Here is a 23,402-nt window from a genome sequence, read left to right on the forward strand (position 1 = left end):
GTGTTATTAGATTCGTAATCATGAATAGTAATAAGAAAGTTGTTATTCATTATTTATTTATCTTTTTGAATTAATATCATAACTGTTAATTATGTATTAATCCTCATATTAGTATTTCAATACCAATGACAAAGCCATCACTATCAAAATCTAAATTGATATCTAGCTCTTTTTTGAGATCTAGAATATTGGAAATGCGTACCGTTTTTGACACCTTTTTGTGTGTGCTATCTTCTATTTCATCTTAGCTTGGTAGATAAATGTAGAAGTTTTTATCCAAATTCATTGTTATGTTCATAAGAATCCCTTGTCTAGTTATCTTAGGGTGCGCTAGGCGCACCCTACAAATTAAATTACTCCACTATCTCACCATGCGCCTTCACATCACCTTTCTTACCATCTGGCACAATCACGATAGGTAGCACCAGCCCTTTCGCAAAATCATCAGAAAACACATAATCATAGCTACTGGCAGCGATGTCGGGCGTGGTATGAATGATAAGTGTCATGTCTTTACTATCGGTTAGCTCATGCGAGACATAGGTCTCACTCAGCTGATCCAAGGCTTTTGATAGTGCCTCATTACTTGCCATGCTCACCGTCAGATTATGCTGCGCCGTGGCATTATCCACTTTGAAGTAATCCGCATAGTCCTGCACATTTTGGCTATCGAGCGCAAACGGATACTGATAATTGCTGATATCAGCAGGCGCTTCACCGCTCGCGACTAGAGACCAGTCGACAGTGTTTTCAGCTACTTCTGAACTTTCTGCGGTCGTGACGGCAGCTTCAGAGGTTTGGTCAGTCGTCTCAGTATTGTTGCCACAACCTGTTAACGCCCACATACTGGCCGTCGTAATTATCAATGTACTCATTAAGCGCTTAACCATCGACGTATCCTCTTGATTGATCATCATCGTATTGTATATATGCGCTATTTTGACAGCTTTTGTTATGGTTCTCTAGAGAAATGCAGTAAACAAACGATTGTTATACCAACATCCATAAGACAGGCAGGTTATATAAATAGCCAGGTTATATAAATAGCCAGGTTGTATAAAAATGCGCACAAAAAAACAGCCACCTTATGATGACTGTTTAATGTGTACTATCGCTTTCTACTTATGATTATTTTACTAGATTTGGCAGCTGACGTTATACTCTGTACCATCTGCCCATTTGATAGCGAAGATACCTTTGTCTTCTTTCATGTGCCATGCATAGACCGCGTCTGGGCTTGAATCATTGACATAACTTGCGACATGATCTTGCGCATCACCATTTAGGATAACTGGCTGTGATGCCCATTTTACTTTAGGTAACGTCACGTTTAGCATGACTTGTTTCTTATTAATAGATTGTTTTGCCGTGATGATACTGTCATCAGTACAAGTATAAGGCGCTGGTGCCATACGATCGTAAGCAGCACTAGGCATGGTCTCTGATGCCGGTGTGTCTGACTCAGGCACGTCTGATGTATTTGGAGTAGTCGGAGCAGTAGTTGCACAAGCGCTTAATAGGGCGAGGGCAGGTAGAGCTGCGATAATTTTAGTAAGGGTATTCATGGTCTTCTCCAAAGATATAGACGGTATCATGTAATTATATTTAAGTATTCGTTAAGCTTATAGCCATATAGTACCCAAAACAAACCCAGGGAAATGTTAGAAATTGTTTGTTACATGTTTGCTTTGTCACACAATCGCTGACTAATGTAATGTCTCATTTTGAGTGTGTCGGAAGACAATTAAAGCAATAGATGATACGGGTTAAAAATGATCTCACACACATAAAAAAGCGTCTATCGATATATGAATCGATAGACGCTTTTTTGTTTTACTTAACATGCTCTGAATTGAGCATGCATTTCTATATCATGAACGCTATTTGGTTTTGCGCGGTGGCAGACCCGTATGCTGGGTTTGAAAGTTACCCTTGCTGACACGCTTTTTGGTATTTTTGCTGGCTGTGTTTTTACCCGCTGCACCCTGAGCTGATGAACCATTGCTAGAGGCGTTACTATTTGACGAGTTAGTGCTGCGCTTGACCGAATCATTACCAAGTCGACTGTTCTTTTTACGCGCTGATTGATAGCTGTCTTGCGCGGCATCGCGGCCTTCTAAACTGGCGTTAAATGGTGGAATCAAGCAACCACGATTTTTACCAATCAAGTCACTACGTCCCATGTCTTGTAGTGCTTTACGCAACATTACCCAGTTTTTTGGATCGTGATAGCGCAAGAACGCTTTATGCAGTTTACGCTGCTTGCCAGATTTGACGATATCCATGTCACCTTCATCACGACTGATCTTATGTAGCGGATCTTTATGCGTGTGATACATGGTGGTCGCCGTCGCCATCGGGCTAGGATAAAATGCCTGTACTTGGTCAGCACGGTAGCCATGACTTTTGAGCCAAATAGCAAGATTCATCATGTCTTCATCTTTGGTGCCTGGATGAGCCGCGATGAAATAAGGAATCAGATATTGCTCTTTGCCTGCTTCTTGGCTGTACTGTTCAAACATGGCTTTGAATTTATCGTAGCTGCCCATGCCAGGCTTCATCATCTTCGATAGCACGCCTTCTTCAGAATGCTCTGGCGCAATTTTTAGATAACCACCGACGTGATGACTGACCAATTCTTTGACGTATTCAGGGTCTTTAACAGCCAAGTCATAACGTAAACCAGATGCGATCAGAATCTTTTTCACGCCTTTGATGTCACGCGCTTTGCGATATAGCTTGGTTAAGTTACTGTGATCGGTAATCAGGTTTTCGCAGACGTCAGGGTATACACAAGAAGGCTTACGGCAGTTCTTCTCAATCGTCTCATCTTTACAGCTCAGACGGTACATGTTTGCCGTTGGACCACCAAGATCCGATATCACACCCGTAAAGTTAGGAGCGGTATCACGAATGGCTTCTACTTCGCGCAAGATAGAGTCTTCTGAGCGGCTTTGAATAATGCGACCTTCGTGCTCAGTGATCGAGCAGAACGTACAACCACCGAAACAACCACGCATGATATTGACCGAAAACTTAATCATGTCATAAGCAGGGATACGCGCATCGCCATAGCTTGGGTGTGGCAGACGTGCATACGGCAAGTCAAAGACGTAATCCATCTCTTCGGTTGATAGTGGCACTGGTGGCGGATTCAACCACACGTCAATTGAGGTGTGTGAGTTGCCTGCACCGCTGCTGTGACGCTGTACGAGCGCACGGGCATTACCTGGGTTGGTCTCAAGATGCAAGATACGGCTAGCATGGGCATAAAGCACTGGGTCAGATTTGACGTGCTCATAATCCGGGAGACGAATGACGGTTTTTTCACGTGGCGGCATTTTTAGCTTATGCTTGCGCGCCGTCATCGGCTTATTGTTTCTTCCCTCGGCAGTATCAAAGCCACGCATTTGTACCACTTGCGTCTCTTCATCTACTTGGTCAGCATTGATGATTTTATTGGTGACAGGCTCAGCCACAAACCCTTTGTATTGCGATGACATTGAAGACATAGCTTGGCCAACAGGCGAGTCGCTCGGTTTTTCTTGCTCAATTGAGCAGCTATCAATGTCTTCAGTCATCACATACGGATTGATAATCGGATCAACACGACCGACGGTATCGACATCGTTACTGGCGACTTCGGTCATATCGTCTTGCCAATGGCGGCGTGTTGGCGTCAATAGATATGACGTACCACGCAGCTTGCTCATTTGCTCAAAACTATAGCCTTTTGACAAACCATGCACCACATCGACGATGGCGCGCTCAGCATTACCATACAATAAAACATCGGCACGGGCATCCATCAAGATACTACGACGGACTTTATCCGACCAGTAATCATAATGAGCGATACGGCGTAGACTACCTTCGATACCGCCCAAGATGATTGGCACATCAGGATACGCTTCGCGGCAGCGCTGGCTATAGACGATAGCGGCACGGTCGGGGCGTTTATTGGCCACGTTGCCTGGTGAGTAAGCGTCATCGCTACGAATCTTGCGATCAGCGGTATAGCGATTGATCATGCTATCCATGTTGCCTGCAGTCACGCCATAAGCATAGACAGGTTTGCCCAGTTCCATAAAGGCGTCTTTGCTCTTCCAATCGGGCTGAGCAATGATACCCACGCGAAACCCTTGCGACTCTAGTAGACGACCGATGATCGCCATACCAAAGCTTGGGTGATCGACATAAGCGTCACCTGAAATGATGATGACATCACAGGCATCCCAGCCCAAATCATCCATCTCTTTGCGACTCATAGGCAGATAGGGCGCAGGCTCGTAGCAGCTCGCCCAGTGTTTGTCGTAATCGAAAAGAGGTTTTGTGCCTTGTTTAAAGGCGGTGCGGGCGATGGTATCGGCAGACATGGGCGGACCTGTTGAATAGAAAAATGGCACTAAAAAAAGCCGTTATTCATTAAAAATATTAACGGCTCATTTAAAAACGCTCATTTTAACATGAATCCAACTCACTATGCGACCTATTCTATGATGGGCGATTAATGATAAGTTATTGATAGTGTGGAATAATCTATAAGTAAAAAGGTTCCTAAATTGTTAGAAACCTTTTTGATTTGACCCGTTATTCTTGATTTACCCTGTCATAAGTACAGAAAACTGACTACTCTAATAGCTGAAACGGAAAGGTAACCACGTCGAATGCTAGGGCAAAAGGTAGCAATACAAGCTTCTGCGCCGTATTTGCACCATTACTAGATACGTGGCTCTGCGTGGTTTTTGAGTAAAAACTCACCATATAAGGCTTAGATAAAGGGCGGTAATTCGACTGGATCATGCTTAGATTACTGACCTGCGGATAGATAGCACCTTTGACAGGAACGCTGAAGCAAAAGCGTTGGGCATTGATGCGCTGATCACTGGCTGAAGTACATTCTTTACCACTGTTTTGCAAAAAGAACTGATAGTCAGAGCGTTTAAATTCGTCTTTTAACTTGGCATAAGAAAGCTTCATCTCTCCCTGAAAATACCCATCATTATTTGGCACATAAAAATTCATGTCGTTATCGACTTGGATATTTTTGGGCGTCAAGTTACCTAGTAAGCTGATCATCTCTGTCCCACCTTGGGTCAGTACATAGCTGTTCTTTTCACCGACGATAACCATGGACGCGTTTGGCATTTTTGGCAACGCTTGAGCAGGACGTCCAAAAGCAATGATTTGATCTTCAGATAACACATTCTTGGTGGTACTCGTGCTGGTATGACTGTCATTGTCTAGTAATGAGCTGGTAGCACAGCCTGAGGTCGCTAGCAACGCCGCCAATGAGGCACCCATAATCACTGCTTTTGAGTTAAATTTGATTGGTAATATAGTGTGACGCTTATCGATTTTACTGGTGCTTTCTAGTTTGTCTGCAGGTGTGCCTTTATGCTGAGTCATGCTCTATTTCCTTGTCTATGATAATTGACTATCGACTATTAATATTGGCTCTTTTTTTGATGATTATTATTAAACTTTCGTTGATATGGTACATGGTTTGGACATGCCTTATCTACTAATAATTCATATTCTATTGAACAAAATACTTGAGCCACTGTGTGTAAAGCAGAACAGAACCTAAGTATGAATAGAAGACTTAGCGTCTTACTTTTATTAGTCATTATCACAGCGTCTATCTGATAACAGATGGATAGCAGATGTATAGTTAAAGGTTTGTTTCGATTACAGATTGTACTTTTTCTACAGTGGCTACTTTATTTTTCTGATACCCAAAAGATATTGTGGCACACGCTTTGCTTTCTCTTTAGTCGGGTCTATTGATAGAGATAGGCTTATAAAAACAATATATATATAAATATTATAAAACCGATAATTGTTTGGAGAAATAAAGTGAAAGCATCCTATTTGAGTTTGGAGAAGGTATCTGTTTTATGTAAATCCTTTTGCTCTAAAGTACTGTTGATGAGCGCGGTACTGTTTGGGATTATGTCTAGCGCAACGGCTGCTGAAGAAGCGACTCTGACAGTAGCACAGTTACTTGAGTACCAGAATATTGCATGGATTATTTGGGGCGGAGTGCTAGTGTTCTTTATGCAGGCAGGATTTGCATTGTTAGAGAGCGGATCGGTACGTGCGAAGAACACTGTAAATGTCATGATGAAAAACTATACCGATATGTGTATCGGTGGTTTGGCCTTTTATCTCGTTGGTTTTGGGTTGATGATGGGCACCAATGACTCAGGATTCTTCGGTACAGATCACTTTATGCCAGTGAATTTGTCTAATATGGATTGGGCATTGATGTTTTTCCAAATGATGTTTGCTGCCACAGCCGTTACGGTAGCGAGTGGGGCAATGGCGGAGCGAGTATCCTTTGTGGGCTACGCGGTAGCTGCATGTATTATTTGCTTGTTCATTTATCCTGTCTTCGCCAGTTGGGTATGGGGTGGGTATTTTGGTGGTACGGGTTGGCTATCTGAGCTTGGTTTCATTGATTTTGCTGGCTCTACGGTGGTTCATTCTATCGGTGGTTGGTTGGCACTGGCAGGCATATTGGTCATTGGCCCAAGGTTAGGTCGTTTCGCACCTGATGGTACGCCGCGATTGATAGCAGGTCACAATATGACATTAGTTGCACTTGGTGGTTTTATATTGTGGTTTGGTTGGTTTGGGTTCAATGCGGGTTCCACACTATCTATCACTGGCAATATCGGCCTAATTGCAGTCAATACATTCGTAGCAGCGATCAGTGCGGTAGTGAGTTATATGCTCATCTCAAAAGCATTGAACAAAGCCATTTTACTCAGTGATAGTGTCAACGCCAGTTTGATTGGTTTGGTGTCCATTACTGCAGGTTGTGCGACAACGACGCCGATCTTCGCTGTTATCATCGGTGCAGTTTCCTCCGCTATTTATATCTTATCGACACAAGCATTATTGAAACTAAAAATCGATGATGTGGTGTCAGCCGTTGCAGTGCATGGTTTTGGTGGTGCATGGGGCACGCTCGCGGCTGGACTGTTTTATTCAGAGGACTTATTTAATTTATCACGTGTGGGCGTGCAAGCGCTTGGTGTGGGTGTGGCGCTAGTCTGGGGCTTGGGACTGGGACTCATCATGTATAAGTTGATTGATGTCAGCTTTGGGTTAAAAGCCAGTCGCTTGCATGAGCAGCGCGGCCTAGATTATACCGAGCACGCAGAGATTGGCTATCCAGAGTTTCAAAAGCAAATGTTTGATGCCAAAAACTTAACAGAGCGACATCTATAGGAGAAAACTGATGAATATCGACACTCAATCAGTAAATCAAACCGTGTCCGCGATGGCAGTTGTACTGGCAAGGTATCTACACCCCGAAGAGGTAAAATTACTGACAACTCAGTGGCAACAGTACTCGACGGTATCTGTAAAGATGATGCAGCAGTGCGTTTTAGATGCGACGCGACGCTATCCTGAGCTACAAGAATACAAGTCTGATATTCGTAAAGGGTTTTGGAATACGATGCAGACAGACCATCAGCAGGTGGCCAAAGAAACGAATAACGGTAACGATATTAATGAACAAAAATCTGTTTCTGAGTTGCTTCAAGCATTTTATACGGTGATGGAAGCAATTGGCCATCAGTTAGCCGAGTCAGACAAGCGCAGTTTTTTCCATATCATGCACCAAACTGTCTCGAAAGAACGCACCTTTAAAGGGCATTCTATCGACATTAATCAGTTCTTGGAAGGTGCACAGCCAGTCGTACCTGACAATGAGCATATTTTGAATAATCTGGTTCAGCTTGCTTATATTTGTTTGTGCGATATTGCTGGTCCTGTAGAAGCAGATGAAATACTATTTCAGGTCGCAGAAACTGCCAAACAAAGTCATCCAAGAGCAGTGGTCGAAAAGCTTTTTTAATGTCTTTTTGAATGAGAGCTTTGATATGAGATTGGGGCGTGTCTTTAGTCGCTTGATTCGATCTACAATCATGACATCTATTTATTAATTATGACTGATTAACCATAATTAATAAGTCATGACACGCCTTGAAATTAATCTAACGTAATCTTCGTGCCACTCTTAGTGAAGTTCATCACAAACTGACTTTTAAAGTGGCGCACGTTATTTTCATAAGTTAGCAAGCCTGTGGTGAAACGATGGTATTCGCTCATGTTTTTGGCATTGACCATCAACATAAAATCCGCATCACCTGATACCTCATAGCAGCTCATGACCTGTGGCTGCGAATGCATTAAGCGCTCAAACCGATGCTGCATCGACGTGTTTGAGCGAGCCATTTCTATCATTACGACCGCCGTCAGTCCATAGCCGACCTTATTAGGATCGACAATAGCGACCTGCTTGGTAATAACACCAGTGTTTGTTAACGCTTGGATACGGCGCTGCGCTGTAGCGATAGATACATGGACACGTTCTGCGACTGTTTTTAAAGGTAACGTGGCATCCTCTTGTAGCAAATTCAAAATAGCTTTATCAATATCATCTAAAACGTGGCTCACGGTATTTTTCTCCAAGGATTCTACAAAGAACACTGCAAAGAACGCTGCTAAAAATTCTGTTATTAAACCTATTATCACTATAATTCAAAAACCGATAAATAATTGAATTATTAATAATTTTTTAGATAATTTTACTCATATAAAGATAATTATAGAAATAATATCTCGTGAGGCATAAGTAAAATAGAACCTATCAACCAGTAGTTAGCCACGGACCATCACTGTGCTGACCATTGATTTGTTTAACGACTACTATTTTACGGTGCTGCTCATGTCTATTTCTATATTATCCAATACGTTCGCCAGTACATTGGCATCCACAGTGTCGCGCATACCTTTACCTGCGATTTGGACAGCGGGCAGCACTCAGCAACGTACGTTAATATTGGGTGTGGTGTTGGCCGTATTGTCCAATGTGTTATTCGGTATTCTTTACGCATATAGTAGCTTTTTAGCGCCGTTATCAGGTACGCAAGTTTTCATCTGGCGTATGTTAGCGATGTGGGCAGCACTGGTTGGTTATTTAGTTATTAGTGGTCGTTTAGGGTTACACATTGATAAGCTAAAGGCATTACGTACGGCAAAGCAGTGGGCTTGGCTGTTATTACCGACGCCTATATTTCTCAGTCAATTTTGGCTATTTATGTGGGCACCGGTTAATTGTCAAGGTGTGCAAACGGCCATGGGTTACTTTTTATTTCCGCTCACCATGGTGTTGTTTGGTTGCTTATTATTTGGCGAAAAGTTAAGTCGTCTACAGTGGTTAGCAGTTGGCTTTGCGGCATTAGGAGTCGGTAGCGAGATTGTACGTACGCAGAGCATATCGTGGGCGACGCTTTGGGTTTGCGGGACTTATCCTGTGTATTATATTTTGCGTCGTCTACAGGGTATCGGTGCGGTAACTGGATTATTGGTAGATTTAAGCATTTGTGCGCCATTTGCACTGGCTTACTTATTGCTTTTTGCACCGAGTAGTTTGGGGTTGGTGAGTGGTTCCGCGTTCTTTATCATGATGATTGCTGGGCTGGGTGTACTGAGTGTGTGGGCGATGAAAACCAACGTTGATGCCAGTCAAATGCTACCTGTAAATGTCTATGGCATGATGAGTTATCTGGAGCCTGCGTTATTATTTGTCTTAGCGATTACCGTATTGGGCAACCCATTTGAGTCAGCGATGATTTACAGCTATGGTTTAATTTGGGTCGGCATTGCTTGTTTGATTGCTCATGGCATTCGTCAATTACGCCAAGCTCGTAGAAATATACAATCTTTGGCAAAAGAGCCGATTACGTAAGAAAGCGAGTCATTTACTAATTAAATAGTAGATAAATAAAAAATGGACGATTCAACATAATATTGAATCGTCCATTTTTGTATTAGATTAAACTGGCTTCGTTTAAGAGAGCTATCGTTAATTCAATTAAGAGGTGGTACAAGGCAACTGAGCGCAAATGTATATAACATAATTCAAACGATGATAACGCTGTAACACCTCTATAGTGGATTTGACTGTATTAATCTAAATGTTGTTTGAAACCACGCTGCTTATCACGTTCCCAGTCACGATCTTTTAACGTTTTACGTTTGTCATGTTGTTTCTTACCGATGGCAAGACCAATCTGGCATTTCACTAGTGAGTTTTTCCAGTAGCAAGACAACGGTACGCAAGCATAACCTTTTTGGTTGATTGCCCCAGCTAGTTTTTCGATTTCACGACGATTCAGTAGCAGCTTACGAGTACGAATGCTGTCTGGGCTAACGTGCGTTGAGCTTGATAGTAGTGGTTGAATGTGCGCACCAAACAGGAAAGCTTCGTTATTGCGAAATATCACATACGCTTCGGTAATGGTCATTTTGCCAGCACGGATGGCTTTCACTTCCCATCCTTGTAGGGCAAGACCCGCTTCAAACGATTCTTCAATAAAGTATTCATGGCGTGCCTTTTTATTGGCACAAATCTGATTCTCAGGTTTTTTTGATTTCTTTGACATGGTTTCCTCGTAAGGATTTCTAAGAACAACATGGTTGTTCTCACCTATAATTCCTCATCCTAATCCGCTTGTTTGGCGTGTTTTTTATTTAAAAAATAAGCAGGATGAGTCGAACCAACCATTGTAGCAAAGCCTCTGATAAAAATGTAAGTCAGCTGTTAGGACAAATGTAGCAGATAAGTATTAAGTTTGAGCAAAATTTGCTAGCATATAGTCCAATATTACCGACTATGTTAGCCATGTTATGAGCCTTTCTGATTCCCCCAATTCCTCAAAGTTACACACCAAAATTTTATATCCAGGTACTTTTGATCCTATTACTAATGGCCATGTGGACTTAGTCACACGTGCTACCAAACTGTTTGATGAGGTCGTTATTGCAGTTGCCTCAGGACATCATAAAAAGCCATTGTTCAACTTTGAAGAACGTGTCGCTTTAGTTGAGACCGTATTCGCTGATTTACCACAAGTATCAGTGGTTGGCTTTGAAGGTTTGCTCGTCGACTTTATGCGTGTTCAAGGAGCTGCTGCTGTCTTGCGCGGTTTGCGAGCCATGTCAGATTTTGAATACGAATTCCAGTTAGCCAATATGAACCGTGAGCTTGATGAAAATTTTGAAGCGGTATTTTTGACGCCAGCACCGAATTATTCATTCATTTCATCGACCATGATTCGTGAAATTGCCAAACTTGGTGGCGACGTCACTAAATTTGTACCCACTTGTGTGTCTGATGCCTTTACAAAAAAACTGGTGATTCAAGACAGCTAGCCTTTTAATAGGCCGACAGCTGCAGCATATAGGCTAAAAACCAACCGTAAGGAGCCGTTCATGGCGCTACTGATTACTGATGAGTGCATCAACTGTGATGTGTGCGAGCCTGCGTGCCCCAATGAGGCGATATCAGAAGGGGATGATATTTATGTTATTGACCCTGACTTATGTACTGAGTGCGTCGGGCATTTTGATGAGCCGCAGTGTGTGGTTATTTGTCCGGTTGACTGCATCCCCCATGATCCCAATCATGTCGAGACAGAAAGCGATTTGTTGTCTAAATACAAACGCATTACTGGTCAATAAATAACCCATACATTATTGATGGTATTTGGGTTCGAAGCGCTTTAGGGACAATATAATGACGATAAATTCAAACCAGATAACGAGCGACTTTGATCAACAACACCTCTGGCACCCATATGCCAGTCTGCCACCTACTTATCCAAATATCGTTATTGATCGTGCCGAAGGTATTTATATCATTACCGAAGACGGCACGCGCCTTATCGATGGCATGTCGTCATGGTGGGCAAGCGTTCATGGTTATAACCATCCAAAATTGAACGCCGCTATTATCGAGCAATTGGGTAAAATGGCGCATGTGATGTTTGGTGGTTTAACCCACCAGCCTGCCATCGATTTGGGTCAGAAATTACTCGACATTGTACCTGCAGGCTTAGATGCTATTTTCTATGCTGACAGTGGCAGTATTGCGGTAGAAGTGGCGTTGAAAATGGCGCTGCAATATCAAGTGGCTGCCAAGTGCCCAGCCAAGCAGCAATTTGCCTCTACACATTCCGGTTATTATGGTGACACGTGGCATGCCATGAGTATTTGTGATCCTATTAACGGTATGCATAGCCTATATGGGAAGCAATTACCAACGCAGCATTTTGTCGCAGCACCACCGTTGGGTTTTGAGCGGGCTTTAACAGAATCTGATCGCGTTGCCCTCACAGCATTTTTTGATGAGCACAGCGATAAGCTGGCAGGCTTTATTATCGAACCGATTATTCAGGGCGCAGGCGGCATGCGTTTTTATAGTCCTGAGTATCTACAACTGCTGCGTCAGCTGTGCGATGAGCACGATGTACTATTGATTGCTGACGAAATTGCCACTGGTTTTGGTCGTAGTGGTAAGTTATTTGCGTGTGAACATGCGGCTATTAGCCCTGATATCATGACCGTTGGCAAGGCGCTGACGGGTGGCTATATGACTTTTGCCGCAACGTTATGTACCCGAAAAATTGCCAATACCATTCATAATAGCGACTATCCCGCATTGATGCATGGCCCTACGTTCATGGGCAATCCGCTGGCCTGTGCGGTTGCGTGTGCCTCGATTGATTTGATTATGTCTTATGATATTGAAGCGCGTACTGCAAACATGCAACGTACGATGGAACAGCAGCTAGCACCAGCCGCGTTATTAGAAGGTGTTGCTGAAGTACGTTGCTTGGGTGCAGTCGCCGTCATTGAGTTACATGACGCTGTGGAGATGCCCATTTTTCAGGCTTTGTTGATTGAGAATGGTATCTGGGTCAGACCATTTGGTAAATTGGTGTATATCATGCCCCCTTATGTGATTACTGATGATGAGCTTGTGACCTTATGTCAGTCGTTACTACATGTAGTGACAATTTATTTGGCGCAAGTTTCGAGTTCAGCTTTAGATATTGAAATTTAATAATAAAACTCTGTTTTATATGCCAGTCAATTTTTTATAAGGTGAGCTATGAGTGTTCTATTTGTCTCAGGTATCGATACCGATATCGGTAAAACTTATGCCACTGGCATTATTGCCAAATCGTTAATGCAGCAAAGCGTCAATGTAATCACTCAAAAGCTAGTGCAGACTGGCGTGACGATGAATACCAATACTGGCGAAATGGGCATTGCTGACGACATCATTACGCATCGTCAACTAATGGATATTCCTCTACAGCCATGTGACCTTGATTTTACCACTTGCGCTTATCGCTATAAAAAGCCAGCATCACCACACTTAGCGACTCGATTATCAGGGGAAGTACTAGATCCTGAACTGATTACTAATGCCACCAAACGATTGCAAGCTGAGTATGACTTGGTATTACTAGAAGGTGCTGGTGGCTTGCTGGTACCAATAACGGAGCAGTTATTAGTTTTGGATTATATTGCTGATCAAGGTTATCCCATTATTTTAGTCACTTCTGGTCGTTTGGGTAGTATCAATCATACGTTGCTGAGTTTAGAAGCCATAAAAGCACGTGGGTTGTCTGTACATAGCGTTGTTTATAATCATATTCATGATAATGCTGACAATACGGATGCTGAGATTGCGAATAGTACTGTGGATTTTCTACAAAATTATTTAGCTGCGAATTATCCCAAGGCTCATTGGGTACAGATACCGTCTCTAAAAAACCAAATATCTGTTAATACAGAGATGCTTAATACTGAAATGCTTAATGCCGAAACGCTGTCAGAAAATGATTATTTATCTTTGCCCAAAGGTTTTATTTAACCTATTTGTATCGATGCTAAAAATAAATCCAAAAGACGTTCGCACTCTGTCAGAAGTTTGCTATACTAGCGCGCTTGGTAGACTAGGCAATCGCCGCTGCACACTGGCAACAGACATGCAGGGGAGGAAAGTCCGGGCTACATAGGGCAGCGTGCCAGCTAACGGCTGGGCAGGGTAACTTGACGACCAGTGCAGCAGAGAGTAGACCGCCTTTGGCTTATATGAGTATCGCAAGATGTTCATGTCATCGGTAAGGGTGAAAGGGTGCGGTAAGAGCGCACCGCGTGGCTGGCAACAGTTCACGGCATGGTAAACTCCACGCGTAGCAAGACCAAATAGGCATCGGCATGGCGCGGCCCGCGTTCGATGCGGGTAGGTTGCTTGAGCGTACGAGCGATTGTACGCCTAGAGGAATGATTGTCCACGACAGAACCCGGCTTATCGGTTTACCAAACCTTTTTTAATGGCCTAAATAGTATTGAAAAGCTCACTATTGATTGTTAATGACGGTTTCTCAATATTAGGTCAAGTTTTTTGGAAAAAATGCTTATTAGGGGTTGACGACTGTCATCTGCTTAGGCATAATAGCCAACCTAAAATGGCGATGTAGCTCAGCTGGTTAGAGCGCATGACTCATAATCGTGAGGTCAAGAGTTCAAGTCTCTTCATCGCCACCATTTATAGATACTTTAATTAGTATCAACTAAAAAACCAATCTTTCAAGATTGGTTTTTTTTTGCCTAAAATAAGTGATAGATTTATCTGTCGATAGTTAGGTAAGTTGAGTTTTGACTTTCATTACTTGCTGATTTCTTACTAAATCATAGCCTTATCTGTTTAGACACAGATTAATTGTTGTAACTTATGTCGCGCTTACTTATCATAGGGGCTGTTTTCGGTAAAGTCCTGTAACGCTATGTCTGTACAATTGCCCCCTTATCGTCCCATTAAGCACCGTAGTGGCCTCAAAGTCATGGGTGCTGCATTTCATGCGTTGCTCATGCGTGAACTACAAACGCGCTTTGGTGGTTATCGCTTGGGCTATCTTTGGGCGCCATTAGAAATAATTTTTCAAATGCTTATATTCCTAGTGATGTTTGGCGTAGTTATTGAGCGTGCTTTACCAGGAATGAGCTTTCCATTATTTTTGGTTGCAGGAATGGTTCCTTTTCGCATGTTTCAGACTATTGCACTCAGATCATTAGGAGCTGTTGAGGCTAATCAAGGGCTTTTGATGTATCGTTCAATACGGCACATTGACGTTATTTTCGCCAGATCAGCTTTGGAATTGGTTATTTACTTTGTAACCTTTTTTATATTGTTGATTGGGTTAGCTTTTTTTAATGATTATGCCAGTTTAGAAAATTTACATATCGTACTGTTCTGCTGGATCACTCTTTTTATGTTCAGCTTCGGTGTGGCTTTAATTATGATGATTATCGGTTATTATGGTGGTGAAATCACTAAGGTCATTACGATTCTCTTTACCATACTATATTTTGCTTCAGGTATCGTCTATCCCATTCATATTATTCCTGAACCATACTTTAGTTATTTACTCTACAACCCATTTATACATAATATTGAGTTGGTAAGACATGCTTTAGCACCTAATTATCCAGCTTATCATATTGATATAACGTATTTTTTGAAGTGGACAATTGCAGTGAATTTTTTAGGCCTTCTTATGTATAAAGCGGTAGAAAGAGATTTAGTACGCTCAAAATAAATCATGAAGTGTGACTCCAGTTTTAGTATAGGGCAAGCAAATGATTGAAATTAAAAATGTTTCTAAGTCATTTATGACGAAGAAAGGCCGTCATTATTTATTTAAAAACTTGAACTTGACGATTGGTAATAAGCAAAGTGTTGGTCTGCTAGGGCGCAATGGTGCGGGAAAGTCAACGCTACTGCGCATTATATGTGGCCTTGATGAGCCAGACTCAGGTGAAATTATTACTGACTCGACAATTTCTTGGCCAGTAGGTGTGGCTGGAGGCTTTCAAGGAAGTTTGACTGGTCGTCAAAACGTACGCTTCGTTTGTCGTTTATACTCAAGCGGTCCTTATATTGACGAAAAAATAAGGTTTGTTGAGGAGTTCGCAGATATTGGCAATTATTTTGATATGCCCGTTAAAAGCTATTCGTCAGGTATGAGATCACGTTTAACGTTTGGGTTAAGCTTAGCCTTTGATTTTGATTATTATATGCTCGATGAAGCAGGTGCGGTCGGTGATGCCGCTTTTCGAAAACGTAGTGAAGAGATATTAGCTGCACGTCGTGCGCAAGCAGGATTTTTAATAGTATCGCATAATATCGGTGACATTAAACGTAACTGCGATATTGGTATTGTGTTAATGGATCAAACAGCACACGTCTTTGACGATACAACAGAAGCGATTGAAGTTTATGAAAAGCATGTCCACAAAGCAAAAAAATAACATCATTAGCTTCTCGCTGTTTATAGGCTTGGTGATTATCCCTTGGGTGTTGGTGACTTTTTATGTCATGACGGTTGCCCATCCACGATTCACCTCGACAGCTAATGTTGTTGTCAAACAGGTCAGCGAGTCGAGTGTATCTTCTACTGGAGGGATCTCAGCCTTGTTGGGTGTGAATAGCACTAGCAAAGAGGATGCGACTTATCTAACAGAATACATTCTGTCTAATGATATGGTGAAGCGTCTTGACAAAAAGTTCAAGTTCCGTGAGGCTTATCATGTTGATGGTTCAGACCCGATCAATGAGCTTAAACCTGATGCCACGCAAGAAGAGTTGCTTAAATATTTTAAAAAACGGGTTCATATCAATCTAGACGAACAAAGTTATATCCTTTCAGTATCGACAGAAGCATTTGATGCAAAGTACGCTTTTGAGCTCAACAAAACGATCTTGAGTGAATCTGAGCAGTTTGTAAACCGTATTTCACAAGAAGTGGCTCGTGATCAACTGGTGTTTGCAGAAACACAATTAGATGAGTCACAAGATCGTTTAAATGAAACGAAAGAGCAGTTATTAAACTATCAAAATGATAATGAAATTTACGACCCACAAGCCAATGCACAAATTGTTAATCAGCTGATTGGTAGTTTACAAGGGCAGCTGAGTTCATTGCGTACGGAAGAGCGTCAATTGCTCAGCTATTTGAACCCAGATGCACCGCAGGTTGTGTCATTAAGAAGTCAGATAAAAGCTGTGACAGAGCAGATTACGCAAGAGCAAACCAAATTAACATCACCAAATACAACCAAGTTGAACCGTCAAGCCATACAGTTTGAAACCATCAAGGCTGATGTTGAGTTTGCGACGGAGCTGTACAAGTTGTCGTTATCATCACTTGAAAAAGCGCGTTTAGAAGCCTTCAAAAAGATGAAGAATCTCATCGTGATTTCAACGCCATATGAAGCTGAAGAAGCATTGTATCCACGCCGTGGCTATATTATTTGGACATCGCTAGCATTGCTATTAATATTCTATGGTTTTGTGCGCTTAGTAATGGCAGTTGTCCGTGACCATCGCAGCTAAATTTGCTTAAGGCAATTTTGACAAACCAGATATCAGTAATGATCGATAGATCAGCAAAGGAATACAACGCATGAATACGAAACCACGTTTTATCGTGATGATGACTAGTTTGGCGATGGCCGCGACGAGCCTGCCAGCAATAGCGGCAGATAGCGCTGCTAATCAGATAGCTGGATCTAGCTTTGGTACGAGTAATAACACTAGCAACGCCTCAACACAAGCATTTTCTGGCAGTGTGCCTGCTCAGGCAACGATGCAAGAGGCAGTGAATGCAGCGAGCTTGCCAAGTCAGTCAGTTATCAATACCACGCGTCCTTATCAAGATATTAATACTCAAGATATGATGTTTGGTGAGCAGTTGTTTCGTGGGGCATTCTCGACCACTTCTGGCTCTACTTTTAATGACAGCTATGTGATAAACCCTGGTGACAACGTCCAAGTAAGGATGTGGGGTGCCTATCAATATGCAGCGACCACCACGGTTGATCCACAAGGTAATATCTTTTTGCCCAATGTCGGTCCAGTACGTATCTCTGGTGTGCAAAATGGTAATTTGCAAAACGTGGTCAAAAGCGCTGTCAGTCGTATTTACCGCTCGAACGTCGGTGTCTATGCGTCACTAGAGCAAGCACAGCCAGTGAAAGTATTCGTTACCGGTTTTGTCAAACAACCTGGTTATTATGGCGGTTTAGCAGCAGATTCAGTGTTGTCTTATCTAGATAGAGCAGGCGGTGTTGATCCAACTCGTGGTAGCTACATTGATATTCAAATCAAACGTAATGGTCAGATGCTACAGCAAGTCAATTTATATGATTTCCTATTAGCCGGTAAGCTGCAGTCATTCTCGTTTCGTGATGGTGATGTGATAACCGTTTCTCCGCAAAAGAAAACTTTTGTCGTTAGTGGACAAGTTCAGAACGAATACACTTTTGAATTTGATGTAAATGATCTTACCGTTGGTGATGTACTCCAAGTGGCCAGTCCAGCAGCGAACGCCACCAATGTCAGTATTACCCGTAGTGCAGGCCGTGCGCAGACGGCCGAATACTACTCATTGACTGAGGCTCAAAACGTTCCTGTCTATAACGGAGACCAGATGGTCGTCACTTCAGATCGCTATGCAGGTACGATTGCGGTTCAAGTTAAAGGGGCGCATACGGGTAATGGTGCGATGATTGTACCTTATGGGGCTCGCTTAAAAGATATTGTCCCGCAATTACAACCCAGCCCGCTTGCAAAGCTAACCAACTTGACCATTTATCGTGAATCGGTTGCTATACAGCAAAAGGCGATGATCAATGAGTCGCTTGATCGCTTAGAAGAGATGACGCTGTCGACTCAATCAACCACTCGAGAAGAAGCAGCACTGCGTCAAGATGATGCTACTTTAGTCAAAGAGTTTGTGGCCAAAGCTCGTAAAGTAGAGACAAACGGTCGGATTGTTGTTGTACCAAATTCTTGGCAAGATATCATTTTGCAGCAAGGCGATATCATTGAGATACCTGCACAAACTTCTATCATTACGGTAAATGGTCAAGTACGTGCTCAAGGGGCACTTACGTTTAATGCTGATTATACGGTTGGTGACTATATCGCTAGCTCTGGTGGTTTTGGTGACAATGCTGATACGAAAGAGATTCTTGTGATTCATCAAAATGGCACAAACGAGGTGGTCAATACTGCTTATCGTATTCAGCAAGGTGATGCGATCATGGTATTGCCAAAAGTCAAAACCAAGCGCGTCGAAATCGCTCGTGGCATAACGCAAATTCTTTATCAATTGGCTGTCGCAGCAAATGCTGTATTCTAATCATGACTTGACGAGTTAACGTGTTTTAAGCCAAATATTTTTTAATTGAGTGTAATTAGTTACGCTCAACTACTAACGATCCATTAGTAAGGTATAACAAATGACAGAAAGACTGGAAAATGATACGAATACCAAATCCCAGTCTTTAATGTCTGAGCCTGTCATTGCGGCACAGTCGCCATTGTTATTTAACCAATTGGCTGTTGTGGGTAAGGGTATACGTCATAACAATGTATTGTTGCCGCACCTGCTACAAGCAGATATTCAGCGATGGTATCCTTGGTCGGGCGTGAAATATGTATTAAATGCTCAGCTACTCAAATGGTTGCCTGCTCAAAAAAATCAGTTGTTATCGCCGTTACCGCAAGCATTTGTGGGCTGGGGCCATAAGAAAAGTTATCAGCGGGCCGACAAAGCTGCGAAAAAGCAGCAGCTTTCAACCCTCAGTATTGAAGATGGCTTTTTACGCTCATTAGATTCGGGTACTAGTAGCCGTCATGGTTTGAGTGTGGTCGTTGATGACATTGGTATCTACTTTGATCTAACACAGAGTTCACGCCTCGAGCAGCTGATTATTGAGCGTACTAAAAACGCTACTATCGATAATAGCGGAGCAGATGAGGAGCGAGCTCAGCAATTGATGGCACGTATTTGTAATGAAAAAATCAGCAAGTATAATGCAGTCATTGATTGCCCTCTATTAAACGAATTGGTTGGTCAAGAACATCCGTACACGCTCAAAACACCGCTAAAGTCGCATATCTTATTGATTGACCAAGTGGCTGGTGATGCTTCTGTTAGAGGGGCTGGTGCTAACAAACGTCAATTTAAGCGAATGTTGAAAGCCGCTTGCCGCAATCATCCTGATTCTCATATCTGGATAAAGGCTCACCCCGCATCGAAAACAGGATACCTGACCAGTTTCAAATTACCCAAAAACGTTCGTCTATTAACGCAATCACTTAATCCAATTGCACTGATGGCCCAAGTAGAGCATGTCTATACCGTCAGCTCACACATGGGTTTTGAGGCATTGATGTTGGGTAAAAAAGTGCATTGTTTTGGGGTCAACTGGTACAGTGGTTGGGGTCTGACCGACGATAGCGGAGCCCCCAAGCATTTGCTTAAAGAAGTTGAGCGACGCCGTGGAATGCTTGCCAAAGCATCAGTGAATACTAAGAAAAAACCAGGCTTATTATTATTTTCTACAGCGTCTAGTAAGAGGTTTAATACAACGTTAGAAATGCTTTTTCATAGTGCTTATATTGATTATAGCCACTATGTAGATCCAGCGACAAAACAGGCTTGTGCCATCGATGCAGCGATTGATTGGTTGGTGACCAATCGTCATTGGCAATTACGTCTGGAAGGTGATTTGACAATATATGAGTTTAGCCGCTGGAAATTACCTTTTGTTAAAGATTTTATTAATCTGCCACGTACAACATTATTCATCAAACCAAAGCCACGACTGAAGAATCTACTGCATCCAGATCATTTTCGTGTCAATTATCAACGACCTTCACTGGTATGGGGCTTAGCCAAACGCCAGCAAGTACAACAGAAGCGACAGAAAAAGTTAGCAGTGCAACCTTCTGAAATGCCTTCTATTTACTGTATGGAGGATGGGTTTATTCGCTCAAATGGTTTAGGTGCCACACTACTCGCGCCATTGTCGGTAGTCATAGATAAGCAGGGTATCTATTATGATGCGACTCAGCCATCAGATTTAGAAACATTATTATGTAACTGCGAAACGCTAAATCCATACCAAAATACACGAGTAAAACTGCTGCAAGAGAAGCTACTTACTCAGCGCGTGAGTAAGTACAATGTTGGCGCTGATGCTAACAACTCTGATAGCCAGCATAGCTTATGGATGCAGAAAGCAAAGTTATCGGGCAAACACCGAATTCTCATTATTGGTCAAGTAGAGGATGATTTATCGGTTCAATATTGTGGTTCAACAATCAAGACTAATAGTGGTTTGATAGATCGAGTATGCCAAGACAATCCTGATGCTTATCTGATTTATAAGCCGCATCCTGACGTTGAAGCAGGGCTGCGAGCAGGCAAAGTAGCAGAAGCAGGTTTACGTCAAGTAAATGCGGTCGCCTATGATACGGCCATGCCTGACTGCTTAGAATGTATCGATGAAGTGCACACTATCAGCTCGTTGACGGGTTTTGAGGCATTGCTGCGTGGTTTACAGGTTACCTGTTATGGTTTGCCGTTTTATGCAGGATGGGGTTTGACGACGGATATTGATGCCAAGTTATCACCCAAGTCTGAATACTTAGAAAGGCGTAAAAGAGACACAGTACTGACGCTTGAGCAATTGCTGCATTGCGTGCTCATCTGTTATCCATTATATCGTCTGCCGAACGGCTATGGGCTTGCGCAAGTAGAGCAGGTTATTGACTACCTGTATCCACTTAAAAACGAGCATCGGCCAGAAGATAGTTGTAGTCAAGGTTCTCAGACTACAACGCCTAGCAATATAGATCGTTCAATTCAGACCTCTAACTCAGTGGTATCGACTTTGACCACACAAATCAAACGTCATGCAGCCATACGATTTATGCAGCAGCGTCATCGATTTCAGCAGCTCGTGCGTAAAGTATCCCGTTAATTGGCTTTGGCATAGTGGCATAATTCCACTGCGACAAGCAGATTGTTTTTCGGTATAATCTCTTATTGCGCACGTGCCTTCACACAGTTTAACGATCACTCTCGTTTTTGTTTCTTACTCTTTCACTTAATGGTAGCCCAATACTATGGCAGCTTCGATGTCTCACTTGCTTACTCATAGACATGTATTGCTGTTACAAGGAAAAATGGGCGGATTTTTCAATCGCTTTTCGAAATTTCTACAAACCCAAGATATTAAAGTTAGCAAAATTAACTTTAACGCAGGTGATGCCTTCTTCTATCATCATGATAATACCTATGAATATACTGGAACATTAGCGCATTTCTCTTCTTGGTTGCAGCAATTTATTAAAGAAAATGCTATTGATGCGATTGTTTGTTTTGGTGATTGTCGCCCACATCATACGCAGGCCGCCCGTATTAGTGAGCAGTTAGAGACCTCATTTTTCGTATTTGAAGAAGGGTATCTGCGTCCTGACTATATCACCTTGCAAGAACATGGGATCAATGGCTATTCACGCTTAAATATAGAAGATATCAAAGCCCTAAAAAAGGCCAATGATCAGCCGCTATACACACACAATCGTTTTTATCGGTTGAGCATCGCTGCTATTGTTTATTATATTATTGCTTGGATGTACAAAAGCCGCTATCCACACTATTCGCACTACCGTGGCATGACAGCATGGCAAGAAGCGATTGCTTGGCTGAGAGCACCATGGCGTAAGTTGCGAGATTACGTACCTGATAAAAAATTGCAACATAGACTGACTAAGAATGAAAGCAATAATTACTTTTTGATTAGTTTGCAAGTGCATAATGACTCACAGATTACGCATCATAGTGATTATCGAGATGTGGTACAGTTCATTGATGAGTCTATTGCAAGTTTTTCAACTTATGCTGATAAGCAACAACTACTTGTACTGAAACATCACCCATTAGATCGTGGTCATCGAGACTATCGTGAGTTAGTATTTAGCTTGGCAGTGCGCTATCAAGTGGCTGACCGTGTTTTTTATGGTTGTGATATGCACTTGCCAACTTTGATGAAACATAGTATTGGTATGTTGACTATCAACAGTACTACGGGTTTGCAATCGGTATATCATAAAAAACCAACCAAGATCATGGGTCGTGCGATTTATAATACGCCTAAGCTGACTGATCAAAAACCACTTAGCGATTTTTGGCAACGGCCCAAAAGCCCAGACAACGAATTTTATCTAAGATTTCGTGAATATTTGATAGAACAAACTCAGATAAACGGGGCTTTTTACGGTAAGTCACCATGGATGTATAAATATTTGGGCCAAGCGGAAATTCAACTTGTAGAGAAGAGCCACCCTAAATCCAATATATCTCAATAGTCTTTACTTTCGATTGATCGTGAGTCGTTTTGGTAGATTGCTATCACCACAGAGGACAATATAGTCCTAATAAGTACCATACTTTCTCTCTGTATGGTTATCAGCTCGTAACTTCACTTGTAAATCATCTCTCTACTCACAAAATCGCCTTACTTTGTAGTGGAAAACTGCTAGAATACTCTTTTACATCTGCACGTAAGTAATAGCCTATTCGGCTATTGATTTGAGATAGCAGTTTTAGTGTATAAGCTGATTTGAGCTATTTTCAGCAATACGCAATCATTATATCGCTTGCGTT

20 protein-coding genes, 1 tRNA gene and 1 other RNA gene are annotated in these 23,402 nt (G+C 42.3%); 15 read left to right on the forward strand and 7 right to left on the reverse strand.

What is annotated here, in order from left to right:
* Positions 1 to 103 precede the first annotated feature (103 nt).
* From I6E61_RS14385 to I6E61_RS02485, 5 genes are all read right to left on the reverse strand, one after another.
* Entirely contained in the window at positions 104 to 214 is a 111-nt protein-coding gene (locus tag I6E61_RS14385; protein WP_197129181.1) for a DUF2283 domain-containing protein, read from the reverse strand.
* 139 nt (positions 215 to 353) lie between these two features.
* A complete protein-coding gene (locus I6E61_RS02470) occupies positions 354 to 890 on the reverse strand; it encodes a hypothetical protein (protein ID WP_197129184.1) in 537 nt (178 codons plus the stop codon).
* Positions 891 to 1,136: 246 nt separating this feature from the next.
* Positions 1,137 to 1,565: a hypothetical protein gene (locus I6E61_RS02475; RefSeq protein WP_197129187.1), complete on the reverse strand. Its 429-nt coding sequence runs from the start codon at positions 1,563 to 1,565 to the stop codon at positions 1,137 to 1,139.
* Positions 1,566 to 1,880: 315 nt separating this feature from the next.
* Complete coding sequence (locus I6E61_RS02480; RefSeq protein WP_197129190.1) at positions 1,881 to 4,376, reverse strand: YgiQ family radical SAM protein; 2,496 nt, start codon at positions 4,374 to 4,376, stop codon at positions 1,881 to 1,883.
* Between the two features lie 253 nt (positions 4,377 to 4,629).
* The gene (locus I6E61_RS02485) at positions 4,630 to 5,304 is read right to left on the reverse strand and encodes a hypothetical protein (protein ID WP_197129487.1); all 675 of its coding nucleotides are present in this window, start codon (positions 5,302 to 5,304) and stop codon (positions 4,630 to 4,632) included.
* Between the two features lie 627 nt (positions 5,305 to 5,931).
* On the opposite strand from I6E61_RS02485, the gene I6E61_RS02490 reads away from it, so the two are divergent.
* Together I6E61_RS02490 and I6E61_RS02495 are read left to right on the forward strand one after the other, a co-directional pair.
* Positions 5,932 to 7,239, forward strand: a complete 1,308-nt coding sequence (locus tag I6E61_RS02490) for an ammonium transporter (protein WP_197129193.1) — start codon at positions 5,932 to 5,934, stop codon at positions 7,237 to 7,239.
* A gap of 10 nt (positions 7,240 to 7,249) precedes the next feature.
* Positions 7,250 to 7,873, forward strand: a complete 624-nt coding sequence (locus tag I6E61_RS02495) for a hypothetical protein (RefSeq protein ID WP_197129197.1) — start codon at positions 7,250 to 7,252, stop codon at positions 7,871 to 7,873.
* Between the two features lie 134 nt (positions 7,874 to 8,007).
* On the opposite strand, the gene I6E61_RS02500 is transcribed toward I6E61_RS02495, so the two are convergent.
* Entirely contained in the window at positions 8,008 to 8,475 is a 468-nt protein-coding gene (locus I6E61_RS02500) for an Lrp/AsnC family transcriptional regulator (protein ID WP_197129201.1), read from the reverse strand.
* A gap of 271 nt (positions 8,476 to 8,746) precedes the next feature.
* Between I6E61_RS02500 and I6E61_RS02505 the strand changes: the two genes are divergently transcribed.
* Complete coding sequence (locus I6E61_RS02505) at positions 8,747 to 9,769, forward strand: EamA family transporter (RefSeq protein WP_197129204.1); 1,023 nt, start codon at positions 8,747 to 8,749, stop codon at positions 9,767 to 9,769.
* A 220-nt stretch (positions 9,770 to 9,989) separates the two neighbouring features.
* Here the strand turns inward: I6E61_RS02505 and smpB are convergent, their stop codons facing one another.
* On the reverse strand, positions 9,990 to 10,466 hold the full coding sequence (gene smpB / locus I6E61_RS02510; RefSeq protein WP_197099834.1) for an SsrA-binding protein SmpB: 477 nt from the start codon (positions 10,464 to 10,466) through the stop codon (positions 9,990 to 9,992).
* A 244-nt stretch (positions 10,467 to 10,710) separates the two neighbouring features.
* Here smpB and coaD point away from each other — a divergent pair, with 244 nt between their 5' ends.
* The 12 genes from coaD (at position 10,711) to I6E61_RS02570 (ending at position 23,104) form a co-directional block, all read left to right on the forward strand.
* Entirely contained in the window at positions 10,711 to 11,235 is a 525-nt protein-coding gene (gene coaD / locus I6E61_RS02515) for a pantetheine-phosphate adenylyltransferase (RefSeq protein ID WP_110921753.1), read from the forward strand.
* 60 nt (positions 11,236 to 11,295) lie between these two features.
* A complete protein-coding gene (locus I6E61_RS02520) occupies positions 11,296 to 11,544 on the forward strand; it encodes a YfhL family 4Fe-4S dicluster ferredoxin (RefSeq protein WP_021814308.1) in 249 nt (82 codons plus the stop codon).
* 55 nt (positions 11,545 to 11,599) lie between these two features.
* A complete protein-coding gene (gene bioA / locus I6E61_RS02525) occupies positions 11,600 to 12,928 on the forward strand; it encodes an adenosylmethionine--8-amino-7-oxononanoate transaminase (RefSeq protein ID WP_197129208.1) in 1,329 nt (442 codons plus the stop codon).
* A 48-nt stretch (positions 12,929 to 12,976) separates the two neighbouring features.
* Positions 12,977 to 13,747 carry a dethiobiotin synthase gene (bioD, locus tag I6E61_RS02530; RefSeq protein WP_197129211.1) on the forward strand — a complete coding sequence of 257 codons (771 nt, stop codon included), beginning with the start codon at positions 12,977 to 12,979 and terminating at the stop codon, positions 13,745 to 13,747.
* A 74-nt stretch (positions 13,748 to 13,821) separates the two neighbouring features.
* Positions 13,822 to 14,204, forward strand: an RNA gene (gene rnpB / locus I6E61_RS02535) — RNase P RNA component class A.
* 143 nt (positions 14,205 to 14,347) lie between these two features.
* A tRNA-Met gene (locus I6E61_RS02540) sits at positions 14,348 to 14,424 on the forward strand.
* A gap of 239 nt (positions 14,425 to 14,663) precedes the next feature.
* Positions 14,664 to 15,476: an ABC transporter permease gene (locus I6E61_RS02545; protein ID WP_197129215.1), complete on the forward strand. Its 813-nt coding sequence runs from the start codon at positions 14,664 to 14,666 to the stop codon at positions 15,474 to 15,476.
* Positions 15,477 to 15,516: 40 nt separating this feature from the next.
* Positions 15,517 to 16,188, forward strand: a complete 672-nt coding sequence (locus I6E61_RS02550) for an ABC transporter ATP-binding protein (RefSeq protein WP_197129218.1) — start codon at positions 15,517 to 15,519, stop codon at positions 16,186 to 16,188.
* A complete protein-coding gene (locus I6E61_RS02555; RefSeq protein ID WP_227685630.1) occupies positions 16,166 to 17,272 on the forward strand; it encodes a capsule biosynthesis protein in 1,107 nt (368 codons plus the stop codon). The genes I6E61_RS02550 and I6E61_RS02555 overlap by 23 nt, the downstream gene beginning before the upstream one ends.
* Positions 17,273 to 17,342: 70 nt before the next feature.
* Entirely contained in the window at positions 17,343 to 19,082 is a 1,740-nt protein-coding gene (locus I6E61_RS02560; RefSeq protein WP_197129224.1) for a polysaccharide biosynthesis/export family protein, read from the forward strand.
* A 100-nt stretch (positions 19,083 to 19,182) separates the two neighbouring features.
* A complete protein-coding gene (locus tag I6E61_RS02565) occupies positions 19,183 to 21,714 on the forward strand; it encodes a capsular polysaccharide biosynthesis protein (protein WP_227685631.1) in 2,532 nt (843 codons plus the stop codon).
* A gap of 145 nt (positions 21,715 to 21,859) precedes the next feature.
* Positions 21,860 to 23,104 carry a capsule biosynthesis protein gene (locus I6E61_RS02570; RefSeq protein ID WP_197129227.1) on the forward strand — a complete coding sequence of 415 codons (1,245 nt, stop codon included), beginning with the start codon at positions 21,860 to 21,862 and terminating at the stop codon, positions 23,102 to 23,104.
* The last annotated feature ends 298 nt before the right edge of the window (positions 23,105 to 23,402 follow it).

Source organism: Psychrobacter sp. NZS113 (assembly GCF_015864825.1).
Classification (GTDB): Bacteria; Pseudomonadota; Gammaproteobacteria; order Pseudomonadales; family Moraxellaceae; genus Psychrobacter.

Coding starts and splice junctions, on each gene's coding strand:
- I6E61_RS02470 (WP_197129184.1), bottom strand. CDS start 890: ATGGTTAAGCGCTTAATGAGTACATTGATAATTACGACGGCCAGTATG.
- I6E61_RS02475 (WP_197129187.1), bottom strand. CDS start 1,565: ATGAATACCCTTACTAAAATTATCGCAGCTCTACCTGCCCTCGCCCTA.
- I6E61_RS02480 (WP_197129190.1), bottom strand. CDS start 4,376: ATGTCTGCCGATACCATCGCCCGCACCGCCTTTAAACAAGGCACAAAA.
- I6E61_RS02485 (WP_197129487.1), bottom strand. CDS start 5,304: ATGGGTGCCTCATTGGCGGCGTTGCTAGCGACCTCAGGCTGTGCTACC.
- I6E61_RS02490 (WP_197129193.1), top strand. CDS start 5,932: ATGAGCGCGGTACTGTTTGGGATTATGTCTAGCGCAACGGCTGCTGAA.
- I6E61_RS02495 (WP_197129197.1), top strand. CDS start 7,250: ATGAATATCGACACTCAATCAGTAAATCAAACCGTGTCCGCGATGGCA.
- I6E61_RS02505 (WP_197129204.1), top strand. CDS start 8,747: ATGTCTATTTCTATATTATCCAATACGTTCGCCAGTACATTGGCATCC.
- smpB (WP_197099834.1), bottom strand. CDS start 10,466: ATGTCAAAGAAATCAAAAAAACCTGAGAATCAGATTTGTGCCAATAAA.
- coaD (WP_110921753.1), top strand. CDS start 10,711: ATGAGCCTTTCTGATTCCCCCAATTCCTCAAAGTTACACACCAAAATT.
- I6E61_RS02520 (WP_021814308.1), top strand. CDS start 11,296: ATGGCGCTACTGATTACTGATGAGTGCATCAACTGTGATGTGTGCGAG.
- bioA (WP_197129208.1), top strand. CDS start 11,600: ATGACGATAAATTCAAACCAGATAACGAGCGACTTTGATCAACAACAC.
- bioD (WP_197129211.1), top strand. CDS start 12,977: ATGAGTGTTCTATTTGTCTCAGGTATCGATACCGATATCGGTAAAACT.
- I6E61_RS02545 (WP_197129215.1), top strand. CDS start 14,664: ATGTCTGTACAATTGCCCCCTTATCGTCCCATTAAGCACCGTAGTGGC.
- I6E61_RS02550 (WP_197129218.1), top strand. CDS start 15,517: ATGATTGAAATTAAAAATGTTTCTAAGTCATTTATGACGAAGAAAGGC.
- I6E61_RS02555 (WP_227685630.1), top strand. CDS start 16,166: ATGTCCACAAAGCAAAAAAATAACATCATTAGCTTCTCGCTGTTTATA.
- I6E61_RS02560 (WP_197129224.1), top strand. CDS start 17,343: ATGAATACGAAACCACGTTTTATCGTGATGATGACTAGTTTGGCGATG.
- I6E61_RS02565 (WP_227685631.1), top strand. CDS start 19,183: ATGACAGAAAGACTGGAAAATGATACGAATACCAAATCCCAGTCTTTA.
- I6E61_RS02570 (WP_197129227.1), top strand. CDS start 21,860: ATGGCAGCTTCGATGTCTCACTTGCTTACTCATAGACATGTATTGCTG.